Here is a 15848-nt window from a genome sequence, read left to right as displayed (position 1 = left end):
TTAATGAAGAAATCCACCTCGAATAATATAAATTTAAAACTAGAATTAATTAAGGCTCAAGCAGAAGCCAATGGATCTGATACTGCCAAAATAAAAGTTATAACATATGACGGGACAATAGAATTACCTGAAGTTGATATAGTTCTTATTGCTGATGGCAATGCCCTATTTAAAAATGTTAACACCCCGATATATAAAACAAAAACAGGAAAAAATGGTTACACTATTATTGACATAGTAAATAATAAAGATGAAAAAAACACTATTAAATGCCGTTTATTTAATGAGGAGAATATATCTCAATCTATTAACATTTCTTTTTATAATGAATTACCCATATTAAAAATAGATAGTGTATATAATATTAATCATACCTTCGCTGAAAATGAACCCTCTATTTGTTGGCATGGTGCCTTTTTCTATATTAAAACAAAAGGAGGTCATGATAATGGTAGTTTAACATGGTCTGCAGATAATGAGCCCTCAGCATTCTCATTTGAAAATATCTCTAAAAGTGAAGTAAAGGTTACTATTACAAATGAAATAAAGAAAGAAAACATTCTTACTTGTATTGATTCAATCACACAAGAAAGTATTGATTTCTCTATTAAAATAAAAAAATATGTACTTATTAGTCACAATGAAGTTAATTATAAAGATTTAATTAATAAAGCCAAATCTCATAATATTCTTAAGAAATTAGATTATGATTTATTATTTAGAGAATGGGGGATTATGAGCACATACCAAGGATGGGGAAAAGACAAAGAATATTGGACCGCTGAACATAATCAATTACTGAGCAAAGTATATATTTATAATTTGGACAGAGGTTCTTCTCATAATGTTAAAATGAATGATTATAAACTTAATTATTTATTTACCGCCGACGCTACACCACTTTAAGGCATTATCAATAGTTATTGTTAATGCCTTTGATGTCAATAAAGATTAATTGATACGAAAATATAGCAAAAATGATAATGCCTCCATGCCTATGTTAAATAATTAGCCGCACACAAAACAACTTAATGCTACTTAGATCAAAATAAATAGATCTTATTGTCGATATACTGGATAACCACAGATTTTTAGATCGAATTTGTGATCATTGGTAGTATTTAACTCTACTGGCAGTGTATATACTATAAGCTAAACTAATAATGTTAGGTAACTTTGTGATGCATGAAAAAAAAATTCTATATAAATTAAACCATTTAATTTCTTATCTGTTGATAATATTACAATTATTTATATCTATAAGTTTGTCTACGCAAACGGATTTAACAATAAATTTTGAAAAAAAAGAAATTATTTCATTAAAAAATAATCAGATTGAAACTAAGCCATACACATTAAAAATCAATGAAAATACTTCATTAATTGCCAAGCAATATGGATTAACTGCTGAAGAACTAAAGTTGATAAATATTTATCGTACATTTTCAAAACCATTTGAACAATTATCTTTAGGTGATGTTATTGATGTTCCAAAAAAAATATTACCATATAATCAAATTTTAAAACCTAATAATAATGAAATCTCACCAATAAAAATTGAAAATAATATTACGAAGGCAATATCCTTATTGAAAAATAATTCAAATATTGAAGGGATCGTAGAAGATAAATCGAAGGATTATATACTCAACAATGCAAACAAATCAGTTCATGGCTGGCTAAGCAAATTCGGAACGGCAAAAGGTTCATTTACTATCGATAATAATTATTCACTAAAAGGCAGTGAGTTAGATTTATTAATTCCTTTTTATGATTCCGAGCAAATATTATTTTATACCCAATTAGGTGGTCGTTATAAAAATGATCGTACAACTTTAAATTCTGGTTTGGGAACACGTATATTTATTAAAAACAATTGGATGCTCGGTAGTAACATTTTTTTTGATGCGGATATTACTGGACGAAATCAGCGTCTAGGCTTGGGTATTGAAGCTTGGAGGGACTATTTAAAATTATCAGCGAATCAATACATCGGGTTAACTAACTGGCATCAATCTCGTGATTTTACCGATTATAATGAACGACCAGCTAACGGATTTGATATCAGAGCTGAAGGTTATTTATCCTTTTATCCTCACATTGGCGCTAATTTAGTTTACGAAGTATATCAAGGTGATCAGGTCGCTATTTTTGATAAGAATGAACGCCAGAAGGATCCATATGCATTTACACTTGGAGCTAATTATACACCATTTTCTTTAGTTACTGTGGGCATTGATCATCGGATGGGTAAAAGCCATAAAGAAGATACTTTACTTAATCTACAAATTAATTATCGATTTGGAGAGTCATTACAAAATCAATTATCAGGCACTTATGTTGATAATATACGACAGCTTTCCCAAAGCCGTTATGAACTAGTTAATCGAAATAATGAAATTGTATTAGATTACAAAAAGCAAGAACTAATTAAATTATCACTCCCTAAATCTAAAACAGGCCATGGAGGAGATAAAATATTAGTGACTGCGCTTGTTTCATCAAAATATATAATAAAAAGTATCAATTGGGATGACAGTAATTTTCCAACGGGAGGGATCACAACACACACAGGAAAAGAAATTGTTGAAGTAATATTGCCAGACTATGACTATAACGGCAAAAATACTTATCAACTTAAGGCTAATGCCGCAGATATTAATGGAAATAACTCTAATACAGCATCAATGTTAATTATTGTGACCGCGCCTTCTTTAGAGTCATCTATTTTAACACTCAGCACAGACAAAAATAATGCAATAGCAAACGAAAATGACGCAATCATAGCAACTGCTATATTAACAGATAGCAACGGTGCTCCAATTGAACACCAAAAAATAGAATTTAATGTTGATAATGCAATTCTTTCGACCATTGAAGGCGAAACAGACAGTAAAGGCTCACTCACAACACAAATAAGAAGTAATAAAGTTGTTGATACAATAATTAATGCAAATCTGAAAAATATATCAGGAAAAAATGCATATGCAGATATTTCATTTGTTGCCGACAGCACCACGGCCAAAATCGACTCCTTGGTTGTGATCCAAGACAATGCGATCGCCAACGGTATTGATACCAACAGCGTTAAAGCCAACGTGACCGACAGCGCGGGCAATCCCGTCACAGATCAGACCGTCACTTTTAGCGCCACTAACGGTGCAACGGTAATAACCGACTCGGTCCACACTGACAATCTCGGCACCGCCGTAACCACGTTGACCAACACCCTCACCGGTATCAGTCAGGTCACCGCCAGCACCAATAGCACCACCAAAACCGCCGATGTCACCTTTGTTGCCGACAGCACCACGGCCAAAATCGACTCCTTGGTTGTGATCCAAGACAATGCGATCGCCAACGGTATTGATACCAACAGCGTTAAAGCCAACGTGACCGACAGCGCGGGCAATCCCGTCACAGATCAGACCGTCACTTTTAGCGCCACTAACGGTGCAACGGTAATAACCGACTCGGTCCACACTGACAATCTCGGCACCGCCGTAACCACGTTGACCAACACCCTCACCGGTATCAGTCAGGTCACCGCCAGCACCAATAGCACCACCAAAACCGCCGATGTCACCTTTGTTGCCGACAGCACCACGGCCAAAATCGACTCCTTGGTTGTGATCCAAGACAATGCGATCGCCAACGGTATTGATACCAACAGCGTTAAAGCCAACGTGACCGACAGCGCGGGCAATCCCGTCACAGATCAGACCGTCACTTTTAGCGCCACTAACGGTGCAACGGTAATAACCGACTCGGTCCACACTGACAATCTCGGCACCGCCGTAACCACGTTGACCAACACCCTCACCGGTATCAGTCAGGTCACCGCCAGCACCAATAGCACCACCAAAACCGCCGATGTCACCTTTGTTGCCGACAGCACCACGGCCAAAATCGACTCCTTGGTTGTGATCCAAAACAATGCGCTCGCCAACGGTATTGATACCAACAGCGTTAAAGCCAACGTGACCGACAGCGCGGGCAATCCCGTCACAGATCAGACCGTCACTTTTAGCGCCACTAACGGTGCAACGGTAATAACCGACTCGGTCCACACTGACAATCTCGGCACCGCCGTAACCACGTTGACCAACACCCTCACCGGTATCAGTCAGGTCACCGCCAGCACCAATGGCACCACCAAAACCGCCGATGTCACCTTTATTGCTGACAGCACCACGGCCAAAATCGACTCCTTGGTTGTGATCCAAGACAATGCGCTCGCCAACGGTATTGATACCAACAGCGTTAAAGCCAACGTGACCGACAGCGCGGGCAATCCCGTCACAGATCAGACTGTCACTTTTAGCGCCACTAACGGTGCGACGGTAATAACCGACTCGGTCCACACTGACAATCTCGGCACCGCCGTAACCACGTTGACCAACACCCTCACCGGTATCAGTCAGGTCACCGCCAGCACCAATAGCACCAACAAAACCGCCGATGTCACCTTTAAGCGAGAACCAATAGATATAAAGATTGATAGTGTCAATGTGAATAAGGCTGTATATCAAATAGCAACGCCAGGAAATAGTATCTTCCCTAATTCTGGTTTTAAAAATGCAAAATTCCAAATTTTAATTAATGGAAAACCATCTAATAAAAATAAAATATTATGGAAGAGTAGTCATTCTAATAATGCAAATGTAGACAATAATGGATTTGTAACTTTATTACAAAAATCAAATGAGAAAATTACAATTACAGCTCAAGATAAAGAATATCCTAATAATAAAAGTGAATTCACTTTTATTATAAAAAATTGGTTTCTCTATAGCGATACTCCGATGATGATTCTTGATGCACATACTTGGTGCAATAATAATAATTCAGATTTAGTTATATTAAATCGCTTAACTAGCGCGACATTAACTGAAAATAGCTCGCCAGTTCGTCAGCCTAATGGGGTGCTTTGGGATGAATGGGGTAATCTAACCGCCTATGGTTTAACTAGTTATGATCGTTGGTCTTCTGAAGTTTCAGGTTCAGATAGAAGAGCAATAAACGCACGTAACGGATTAATTATTAAAGGACAAGCTAATCCAGCTGGCACTTTATGTGTAGCACGATAATTAATAACTTTTATTATGAGGATATATATGAAAAGAGCCATAGAACGTATTCAATTAGAATTAGCAACAAGTCAATGGCCTCAAAGTGAATGGGAACATATTACTAAAACATTTTATGCGACAGTCTACGATGAAACAGGACAGCCAGTAGAAAATGCTACAGGTACTCTTAAATTTCTTGATGATGCTGGCAATCCATCAACAATAATAACTTTTGAACATCATAATCCTGAAGCTCAAAGCAATAAAAATGGAGTGCTAGAATTAAAATACTATTTATCTAGTTCCCCACCATCAACTCCAGCTGAATCAATTATTATTGATGTTATTGCTATCATTGGTGAAAAAGAATCCAATGCAGTCTTACTTGAATTTATAGATCCGGCTAGATTTTTAGCGAAACCAAATGTTCCTGCGATGTTAGATGGAACCATCGATGACGATGATGTTGAACGAGGTGTTTACGCATATACTCTTTTTTCTGCTTCATCTGAGGCTGAATTATATTTTTGTTGGGAAAATTCAATACAGCAATTCCATATAAATGAAGGGACAGAAACTTTTGTAATTAAAATACAAGAAGGTATTTTAGAAAATGGTCCGCATGAAATATCATTTTATGTTGTTGATGGCGCTAAAAATGCTCAGTTTTCACATATAAATATTGTAAATGTTGAGCGAGTTAATGGTGGAGGCGCTGAAGGTCTTAATGATTTAGGGCCTGTTGTTATTGTTGAAGCTATTGATACTGGGTATGTAAATAAAGTAATGTCTGATAGAGGAGTAACTTTATTTATTACTGAATGGCCACAAGTTACGACAAGTGCAGGTGCAACTGTCGATGCAACAATAGATAACAACAAAACAGGATTAATTTCTTTGCAAGGGTTTAACACTCAAAATGAAAAGATAGGTTCACCAATGTATTATCAATTAGCTCCAACTGATTATAATAATGAAACAAAAATATTTAATAAAATTGAACGTAGAGTTGATCGTAGATTCTTTAATACTATAGGTGAAGGCTCTGTTGAAGTTAAATATTCTCTCAACTTAGTTGAAGATGGAAAATCGCATACAAGTAATCTAGTCTCAAAGTACTTTGTTGATGTAATTCCTCCGGCTAAAAAATAATATAATTATATAGCTACCTTTTTCATGGCAAGGTAGCTTTTTCTAGCTTAATGGGTTAATTATGATAAATAAATCTATATTTCCACCATACTTGCCACAAATGGATGATGGCGTAATAAATTTAAATGATATTGAAATATCTGGTAAGATTTATGTTGAAATTTTAAAATATGAAAATGCTAAAGAAGGTGATGAAATAAGATTATATTTCGGAAATTTTGAACCTTATTTCATCTTAATTAAAGATCCATTAACTGATTTTCCAATTATTTTATCGTTAGATGAGAAAAAAATAATAGATGGACGATATCTGGTTAAATATACAGCAATTGATATTGCAGAAAATGTTAGTTATTCCCCGATATCTTGGGCTATTATTGACCGATATAATCAAGGGGTTCTTCCTCCGCCGATTTTTATTGATGCTAATAGTAGCAATGTGATCATACAAGAATCAATTGATTTAAATAATGGAACTCATATTCATATATCAGCATATCCTAATATCAGTATTAATGAAGTTATTGATATTATGTACTGGACATTAGATAATAACGAAAATATTGTTCCAGGAACGCAATATAATATCTCTCATATAATATTACAAAGTGATATTTCTGACGGATTCGATATTTTAGTACCCAAAGCATATCTTACTATTATTAATAGTGGAAAATGCCAATCTCGATATGTTGTCAATCGAGTTCAACGACAAACAGAATGGTCGCAAATTGGGCATGCTTTGTTAAACTTGAAACCTATAGAAGTATTACCACCACCGATCTTTATCGATAATATTGATGGTTGGTTAACACTCAATGAAGTAAAAAATGGTGTAAGAGTTCGAGCCTCATACCCGAAAATAATGCTTAATGATAATATTAAACTTTTTATCTATGGATTTGATACTCAAGGACAAAGCGTTTCAGGTATTAACTTATCACAAAACGAAATCATAAATGCTAATCATATAAATAATGGATATTTTGATATTATTTTCCCAAAAAATATTGCAATTCTGTTAGGAACAGGTCGCTTTGACTCATATTATACGGTGACTAATGCCACTACAGCATCTTCATATTTTGGCACTGTAAATGTAGATATAAATAATAAAATATTACCACCCCCTACATTTACGCAGGCAATCAATGGAATATTATTACTAAATGATATAATCGAAAATAATGGTGCTATTATTCAGGTTAAATATAATAATTTGATATTAAATGATTCGGTTATTATACATGTATCAGGTAAAGATAAAGATAATTTACCTATACTAGAATCAAATTGGAAAATTCATCACAATATATCCACACAAAATATTATCGATGGTTTTATTAATGTAACTTTACCTTTAAATAACGTAATTTTGGTAGGGAATGAAGGAGTGTTATTCGCTTTTTATTCCGTAGCTTATGCTAATTCACAAGGTTTTAATTATTCTGAAGTATCAGATGTAAAACTAAATATGATTAAGAAACCCGATTTAAAAATATCATTAACAACCGGGGCTCCACCGCATGATTATCATGCGACCCATGTTTATCCGTTTAATTATGGTGTACTATCAGGAACACCCGGGGCAAATATTATAATGAGTTGCTCTCGTCCCGCAGAATTTGCTGAGTCAGGAAGCAGTGATTATAAAGTAACATTAAATGAATCTGGAATAGCACGATTTAAGTTACGCTCACCATTATCTGGCGTAGTCACTGTCGATGGATTTGTACAATCTAACCCAAGTATAGAAGCAAGTGCAGTTACTCAATTTAAATCATATTACGGCCAACAAGGAAAATTTATTGCATGGGCATCATCTACTAATGCATTAGCAGATGGCGTTATGCCCTGTTCTCTCTATTTAATAACCGACATAGAAAGTGCACTTAAAAGACCTATTACACTCGTGAGAGTAGCTGTATCTGGTAGTACTAAGATTGTTGGTTATTTATCTCAAATAGCAGATATTCTTCTTAATGAGGATCAGTCTGCTCAAATAGATCTTGTAAATACTGTTATTGAAGATGTGGTTGTTATATTAACACTCCCAGAAAGCTCCGGTTCTATTATTTCAACTAATGTATTTTTTAAATAATACCAGCCATATTTTGTTGAATTTATTTTCTTTGATTTCCATGTGGGGAGATATATATTTAATTACTAACCATACCTTTTCAAGCCATATTAAACTCACTAAGCACCTCCTATTAATTTAAATGTTTGTCATATCTATATAGTAGCTCAGATTTATATTTAAAATATAAAAAAACAGCTATTAATCGAATGGATAAATTACATAGAACATATATGTCATAATTTATCTATTAGTGAAACCTCTATCATATTAGATTGACTTGAAATTATTTATCATTCTAACTAGATAATATATTTTGTAGAAAATACATTTCATATACAATAATATATTAAAATTATTTCGGTTCAATAAATTCAACTGATGATAAAATAGATAATTCAAGAATTTGAGCATTAATGGTATTAAAATCTATTTTGGCTAAATCTATAGCTCGGAAACGCATATTATTATAAATTCTCAAAGCAAAAATACCATCAGTAAGATTTTTGATCGCCGCCCAGCGAGTTACATCAATTTTACCTTCAATAGATTCGTTAGAATTTTCAATATCTAAAATCATACCAGGAGGATGGTCTATACTATTTAACATATGGGTAGCTGCATTAAATGCATCATCACTATCTTTTAGTTCAATTAAAAAATGTTTTTGGTAAGCAGTATGTACAAAACGCCCCACAGAACTCCCCTGATTTGGCAGAGAAAAACTTCCTCCTCCCTCGAATGGTAAAATTTTATGTTTTCCCATCATAAAAGGTTTCTGAGTATAAGGATGTAAAAATGCATAATTATTTAGATTTTCTAAGTGCCAATCAAACCATGGTTCATTAGTTGATACTCCAACTGGATTATCTGAAATCAACATTTCTCCATTTTTAAATTCAATCACAATAGAGTTCCCCATTCTATCTACAACAGCAAGATAAAATGGAAACAGAAAATCAAGATTTAGATACCAACACACATGATGATCCGGTAGTTTTTTCTTTACTTCATAGACATCAGCATAATTTGCTAGTACCCAATGGCATAAGAGATGAATTTTAATATCACTATTTTTATTAAAAGGTTGTTGGTATTTAGTCCCAGGCATATATAAAAACCCCGCACTTAATCCCATTTCATTCATTCCATCAACAACAATATTTCGGAGGTTAATATCCTTAAGTTTATTAAATAGATCTTTATTTGGTGAGCTTAAACTATTAATATTAATACCTACATATCCATAAATTGAATTCTGTGAAGCTATTCCTCTATTATTTCCAATAAAAAAACCTTCATTAACCAATGGCTTATTTCTCGGGTGAATATAAAAAGCTGGAGACATTAACATTTCATTATCCATTGAACGACCAACAACGATAGTATTATCTTGAGATTTTAAATGAAAATTTGTACACATGATATTTTCACCTTATATATAATCATCATTTTATTTTAGAAGATAAAGATATAAATAGCAAAAAATACAATGAAACTCTAACTTACTAAAAAATATTACCCAATAAAATATAATGCAATAAATTATATTAACCTTCTCTTAAAATAACAAAGTAATATTTTATATAGATATTTATTATTTTTATAAAATCAATACATGTAAATTGACAATTTCAGATTGAAAATATACGACAATGTCATCTTTAAATAATTAATAAAGCCTAAAGTTAATTTATTTTATGTCTTAATCTCTCGTTTAGTAACATGTTCCCAACCTGCTTTCGAAGTATCATTTGGGATATTAATACGAAACTGAGTGATTGAATTAGCTAATTTATTTTTATCGATTGTATTAAGAGAGATATTTGCGACTTTATATTCATCAGTATTAATTTTCGCATCACTTGGCTATTCTCAATCGTAGTCTTTCCTGATTGAACTGCAGTGGCGGCATGGGTAGTATCACCACCCACGAAGCCGCCAGCTATACTTGCGGCTAAGCTTGAGAACGCGCAGCCTGCCTCGACTATCCGTCGATTATCATCACCGCCGACACCCCAGCCTGATTCATTGATTTGCTGCTATTTATCAAAAATAGTATCCAGCTTTTGATATGCCTTATTGGTTTGACAGCATAATCGGTTGATATTTTAACTCTGATTCGCCTTATCGCGGATAATCAGCTGTTCTCTTGCCACCGCCACAGAATACAGCTACCAGCATCCAGCGTATTTTATTCGCGTATGCTGTCCTACTAATCACCGCGCCATCGCGTTGGGTATGATTGCCCATCGTAATATCAAAGCCGCCTTTCTCCGCGTTGATACCTGTTTGCTTATCCACCGATTGATAATTGCTGTGCATCTCAGTTTTACTGGTATTGAAGTTTAATGACTCATCCCCCGCATTAGTTTTAATCGTTTCATCACTCACTTGAGCCCTATTAAGATGGTATCTTTGACACTGTTAAGTGTCAGCTGTTTATCGGCATTGACTTCGGTATCGGTGGGAAACAGATTATTGCCTGCTCAAAACCTTGCCCTTGGCTCACGCTAGCATTAATACTCTGGCCTTGGGCTATTGCCGTCCGCCAATGTCATTGCCGTATTTTTATTATTCCCCTCAACTCTTTGAATATTGAAGACACCGCGTAAATCGATATCATTTTTAGCCTCTAATGTGATAGCTTCAATTGGCATCCCTGAACCGTAAGGTTGCCTCGGCTACGATCATTTTACCTGTGTAGCATTAAGATTAATATTATCACCCGAACTGAGGCTGCTATCGTAAGCCAAATTAGCGACATATTTAGCGTTCAGATTGATATTCCGCCCCGTTTTTAAGCTTAATTGACCATTATTACCGGTAACATAAATATTGGCAGGATCATCAAGCCAAGCAAATTATCCCTCGCCACGCTGCGCGATTTCACTGAGAGTATCGCACTCTGCCAATAATTCAACATCGCCTATCTTATTGATTTTATGCTAAGAAAAATGAAAGGTAAGAAAAAAAATTGCCTATCAAATATTATAACGCGGAACCTTGAGCACCGTATTGTAATAAATATTGATAAATCGCATTCATTCCTAACCAATGGTTTTCACACCATTGTGGGGCTAATAAGGTCGGCGGTTTGGCACTGGCGGAGATTCGATGATAAATAATTTCTGTTGGGGTATGGCGGATAATTTCGCCGGCTATTGCAGTGTAGTCTTCAAGGCTCAAGGTGGCTAAACGCCCATTGCGCCAGCTTTTCGCCATAATGCTGCCCTCGACAATATGCAAAGGATGCAGTTTTATGCCATCTGTGCCACATTCAAGTACCCGCTCTAGAGTTTGTAGATTATCTGATGCGCTTTCGCCCGGTAAACCGGCGATTAAGTGGGTACATACTTTTAAACCTAATTGACGGGCTAACCGTGTTGTTTGCTGATACGCGGCAAAATCATGGCCGCGATTAATTCGATGCAAGGTCTTATCATTCGCAGTTTGTAATCCCAATTCTAACCAAATTTCATAGCCCTGATCGCGATAATTACACAGCAGATCAATCACCGCTGGCGGTACACAATCGGGACGTGTGCCTACGCTCAAGCCCACAATATCCGCATGCTGTAAGGCTTCTTCATACAGGGTTTTTAAGCTGCAAACTTCGGCGTAGGTATTGGTATAAGCTTGAAAATAAGCTAAATAACGCCGAGCACGGTCAATTCGAGTTATCTGGCCGGCAATTTGTTCACTGATAGTACGAGACGATGCCGTCTCATCGGAAAAAGAAGCAACATTACAAAATGTACAACCTCCTCGCCCGAGAGTACCGTCACGATTTGGGCAACTAAAGCCAGCGTGAAGATTGATTTTATAGATTTTTTCACCATATCGGCGCTGGAGATCAGCGCCGAACATGGTTACAACTTGATTAAGCTGCATGGGCTAAATTAACGTTCGGTATCCAGTTCTGGGAAACTTTTGACTAAATCGTCGATAGCTTTAATTTGTGCCAAGAAAGGCTCAAGTTTGGCTAATGGTAAAGCAGAAGGCCCGTCGCAACGTGCATTATCTGGATCTGGATGCGCTTCAAGGAATAAACCCGCTAAACCGACCGCCATACCGGCACGTGCCAGCTCAGCAACTTGTCCACGACGACCGCCTGATGCCGCCCCAAATGGGTCGCGACATTGCAGAGAATGAGTAACATCAAAAATGACCGGGCAACCGCCGGATGATTGCATCATGACATGGAAACCTAACATATCGACCACTAAGTTATCGTAGCCAAAATTTGCCCCACGATCGCACAAAATGACGTTTTCGTTACCGCCCTCTTTGAATTTATCGACAATATTACCGACTTGTCCTGGGCTGATAAATTGAGGTTTTTTAATATTAATCACCGCATCTGTTTTTGCCATGGCCTCAACTAAATCAGTTTGGCGCGCCAAAAATGCAGGTAATTGAATCACATCCACCACTTCAGCCACAGGTTGTGCCTGATAAGCCTCGTGTACGTCAGTAATGATCTTCACCCCAAATGTCTGTTTTAATTCTTGGAAGATTTTTAGACCTTCTTCTAAACCTGGACCACGATAAGAGCGAATTGATGAACGGTTAGCTTTATCAAATGATGCCTTAAACACATAAGGAATGCCTAGTTTTTCAGTAACAGTGACATAATGTTCACAAACTTGCATTGCCATATCACGAGATTCGAGAACATTCATTCCGCCAAACAGAACAAACGGCAAATTGTTTGCGACGTTAATATCACCAATACTAACCACTTTCTGTTGCATATTTTTACCTTTATGTCAGGACAAGGATTGTCTAATAAGAATTGCGTAATAAAATTTGATCAGTGTAGTACCACAGGTTGATCGTTTAACGAATAAATCTGAATTTTAATCATTTCAGCAATCGGATCTTCTGGGCAGTGCTCTACAAAATAGGTTAAATCGGGTAATGCCGCATGATCACAATCGAGATGAGCCAGAATTAAGCCACGATCTCTAATTTCATACGGTTCTTCTGGCTCCAGAAGAAGCAATGTTTCACACACTTTCAGCGCCATTTCCATTTTTTTCTCTTCCATCAGAGCCGCTTTCATAGTGTCGAATAATTTACGAATAATTAATCGATGCTCAGCCTGTTCTAGCGGATAATCGGCCAATTGCACCAACGGCCCCACACTGCCTTTTAACCAGTTATTTAATAATGAACGGGTTAAGGTTTCACCATTTTGTGGATTAATATACCAATCGCTATTATCTTTACGCACTACCGACAAAATAAGTTGGGTCGGGAAAATGACCGGCTTGATGGGTAAATTGAGCTGCTGAGCAATATACAGAAAAATTGCGCCTAATGACGCTGGCATGCCCTGTTTAGAATTTAATACATTATCTAACCATAATACGTCAGACAGAGTATAAACTCCTGAGGCACTGCCAAATAACCAGTCGTGATAAAATAGATCGATCAGCTGCTGGATTTTCTGCTCATAATCGGCAGTTGGTGATAAGGATGCTTTGGCAAGCTCAACCAGTTCATCAAGTTGAGTTTGTACCCGAGCGATAGGAAAATCACCGCGGATCATCTGTGATACCCAAAGAATACCTTCACATAAAGGTACCGTATTAAATTCTAAATCAGCTATGCTTTTCATCACTCTTCCATTGACCTACAGATACTCTATCGCGGAGACCATAATCCTGACAGGTGGCGATATGGTGATAACCATGCAGGTTAAAGAGCTGTCTTACCTGTTCGCCCTGTTGCCAGCCATGTTCTAGCAGTAACCAACCCTTATTCACCAAATAATCACTTGCATGGTCAATAATCCACGCTAAATCAGATAATCCCTGAAAATCGGCCACTAAGGCCGTTAACGGTTCAAATCGAACATCTCCTTGTTGCAGATGCTCGTCTTCCTTATCGATATATGGGGGATTACTGACAATCATATCAAATTGAGTGGAAGAAAGTGAAGAAAACCAATGACTCTGAATAAATTTCGTGTTCTTAATCTGCAATTGATGTTGATTTAATAATGCCAGTTCAACAGCATCAGGATTAATATCTACACCAAGCACTTGATAACCTGGGCGTTCCGATGCAATCGCTAATGCAATTGCCCCGGTTCCTGTCCCTAAATCTAGAATGTTGCCAGTACCATCGGCAGGCAAGCGCATCAATGCCTGTTCAACTAAGCATTCAGTGTCCGGACGAGGGATTAATGTCGCCGGTGAAACTTGCAAGGGTAATGACCAAAACTCGCGTTGACCCACAATATAAGCTATCGGCTCGCCCTGCTGTCGACGCGTCAATAATATCTCAAGTTTAGCCAGTTCATCCGTCGATAACTGAGTTTCATCAAACGCGACAATAAAGGTTCGGCTACGCCCCGTGGCATAGCCTAACAAAATTTCAGCATCCCGTTTTGGGCTGTCACTGGCGACCAAACGCACGGTCGCCTGCTGTAACCACTGGCGAAAATCCATTAATCTTGCTCTGATAATGCAGACAGCTGATCAGCTTGATATTCGTTGATAATCGGCTGAATTAACTCATCAATTTTACCTTCCATCACATCATCTAAGCGATAGATAGTCAGATTAATCCGGTGATCAGTGACTCGTCCCTGTGGGAAGTTATAGGTCCGAATACGGTCTGAGCGGTCGCCTGAACCCAATAAATTACGGCGTTCTGAGGCTTCGGCTTCTTGGCGTTTTTGTAATTCTGCTTGGCGAATACGCGCCCCCAGCACAGACATCGCTTTGGCTTTATTTTTATGCTGTGAACGCTCATCCTGACATTCCACCACAATACCGGTCGGTAAATGGGTAATACGAATGGCTGAATCGGTAGTATTAACGTGCTGACCGCCGGCGCCTGATGAACGGAAAGTATCGATACGCAAATCTGCTGGGCTAATTTCAGGTAATTCAGCATCTGGTAATTCTGGCAATACAGCCACAGTACAAGCTGAAGTATGAATGCGCCCTTGTGATTCCGTTTCTGGTACCCGTTGAACACGATGCCCACCAGACTCAAATTTCAACCGACCGTAGACATGATCGCCAGAAATTTTGGCTACCACTTCTTTAAATCCACCGTGTTCACCGTCGTTAGCATTCATTAGCTCAATACGCCAGCGTTTAGATTCGGCATAACGGCTGTACATACGAAATAAATCACCGGCAAAAATAGCGGCTTCATCCCCACCTGCGCCGGCTCTAATTTCAATAAAGCAATTGCGTTCATCGTCGGGATCTTTAGGCAGCAGCAATAATTGCAGCTGTTGTTCTAATTCTTCATTACGTGTTTTGGCGTCTTTTAATTCTTCTTGAGCCATCTCTTTCATTTCAGGATCATCGAGCAGCATTTCTGCCGTTTCGATATCTTCCTGTACGCCAGTCCATGCTTGGAAACATTTGGCGACATCGCCAAGTTGGGCGTACTCTTTGGATAAAGCACGGAAACGATCTTGATCAGAAATAACACCAGCATCAGACAAGTGCGCTTGAATTTCTTCATAGCGTTCCTGTAATGCTTCCAGTTTCGCGACAATAGAGGGCTTCATT

General features: G+C 37.3%; 13 protein-coding genes. 4 read left to right on the top strand and 9 right to left on the bottom strand.

Translation table 11 applies throughout. The features are described from left to right. Positions 1 to 3: 3 nt before the first annotated feature. The 4 genes from MNY66_RS07535 to MNY66_RS07520 all read left to right on the top strand — a co-directional run bounded on the left by MNY66_RS07535 (position 4) and on the right by MNY66_RS07520 (position 8325). Positions 4 to 906, top strand: coding sequence for a hypothetical protein (locus MNY66_RS07535; RefSeq protein WP_241501811.1), 903 nt, complete (start codon positions 4 to 6; stop codon positions 904 to 906). A gap of 359 nt (positions 907 to 1265) precedes the next feature. Continuing rightward, positions 1266 to 5090 (top strand): Ig-like domain-containing protein, encoded by a 3825-nt coding sequence (locus MNY66_RS07530; RefSeq protein WP_241501810.1) that lies wholly within the window; start codon positions 1266 to 1268, stop codon positions 5088 to 5090. Between the two features lie 27 nt (positions 5091 to 5117). Continuing rightward, positions 5118 to 6224, top strand: a complete 1107-nt coding sequence (locus MNY66_RS07525) for a hypothetical protein (protein ID WP_047256851.1) — start codon at positions 5118 to 5120, stop codon at positions 6222 to 6224. Positions 6225 to 6285: 61 nt separating this feature from the next. Beyond that, positions 6286 to 8325: a hypothetical protein gene (locus MNY66_RS07520; RefSeq protein WP_241501809.1), complete on the top strand. Its 2040-nt coding sequence runs from the start codon at positions 6286 to 6288 to the stop codon at positions 8323 to 8325. Between the two features lie 334 nt (positions 8326 to 8659). Here the strand turns inward: MNY66_RS07520 and MNY66_RS07515 are convergent, their stop codons facing one another. The 9 genes from MNY66_RS07515 to prfA form a co-directional block, all read right to left on the bottom strand. Then, entirely contained in the window at positions 8660 to 9727 is a 1068-nt protein-coding gene (locus tag MNY66_RS07515; protein WP_052956442.1) for a linear amide C-N hydrolase, read from the bottom strand. A gap of 367 nt (positions 9728 to 10094) precedes the next feature. Continuing rightward, positions 10095 to 10238 (bottom strand): hypothetical protein, encoded by a 144-nt coding sequence (locus tag MNY66_RS18050; RefSeq protein WP_197076001.1) that lies wholly within the window; start codon positions 10236 to 10238, stop codon positions 10095 to 10097. A gap of 193 nt (positions 10239 to 10431) precedes the next feature. Next, positions 10432 to 10698 (bottom strand): hypothetical protein, encoded by a 267-nt coding sequence (locus MNY66_RS07510; RefSeq protein ID WP_241501808.1) that lies wholly within the window; start codon positions 10696 to 10698, stop codon positions 10432 to 10434. Between the two features lie 125 nt (positions 10699 to 10823). Beyond that, positions 10824 to 10964 carry a hypothetical protein gene (locus tag MNY66_RS07505; protein ID WP_156171021.1) on the bottom strand — a complete coding sequence of 47 codons (141 nt, stop codon included), beginning with the start codon at positions 10962 to 10964 and terminating at the stop codon, positions 10824 to 10826. Positions 10965 to 11295: 331 nt separating this feature from the next. Further along, positions 11296 to 12198: a tRNA modification radical SAM protein MnmL/YtqA gene (mnmL, locus tag MNY66_RS07500; protein WP_047255934.1), complete on the bottom strand. Its 903-nt coding sequence runs from the start codon at positions 12196 to 12198 to the stop codon at positions 11296 to 11298. Positions 12199 to 12206: 8 nt separating this feature from the next. Further along, on the bottom strand, positions 12207 to 13061 hold the full coding sequence (kdsA, locus tag MNY66_RS07495; RefSeq protein WP_047255935.1) for a 3-deoxy-8-phosphooctulonate synthase: 855 nt from the start codon (positions 13059 to 13061) through the stop codon (positions 12207 to 12209). A 59-nt stretch (positions 13062 to 13120) separates the two neighbouring features. Then, positions 13121 to 13930 carry an invasion regulator SirB1 gene (sirB1, locus tag MNY66_RS07490; protein ID WP_047255936.1) on the bottom strand — a complete coding sequence of 270 codons (810 nt, stop codon included), beginning with the start codon at positions 13928 to 13930 and terminating at the stop codon, positions 13121 to 13123. Further along, positions 13914 to 14765 carry a peptide chain release factor N(5)-glutamine methyltransferase gene (prmC, locus tag MNY66_RS07485; protein WP_241501807.1) on the bottom strand — a complete coding sequence of 284 codons (852 nt, stop codon included), beginning with the start codon at positions 14763 to 14765 and terminating at the stop codon, positions 13914 to 13916. The genes sirB1 and prmC overlap by 17 nt, the downstream gene beginning before the upstream one ends. Further along, positions 14765 to 15847, bottom strand: coding sequence for a peptide chain release factor 1 (prfA, locus tag MNY66_RS07480; protein WP_241501806.1), 1083 nt, complete (start codon positions 15845 to 15847; stop codon positions 14765 to 14767). The genes prmC and prfA overlap by 1 nt, the downstream gene beginning before the upstream one ends. Between the last annotated feature and the right edge of the window lies 1 nt (position 15848).

The sequence above is a fragment of the Moellerella wisconsensis genome (genome assembly GCF_022592395.1).
Lineage (GTDB): Bacteria > Pseudomonadota > Gammaproteobacteria > Enterobacterales > Enterobacteriaceae > Moellerella > Moellerella wisconsensis.
Note: the sequence above shows the minus strand (reverse complement) of the source record. Positions and strands in the feature narration are given on the sequence as shown.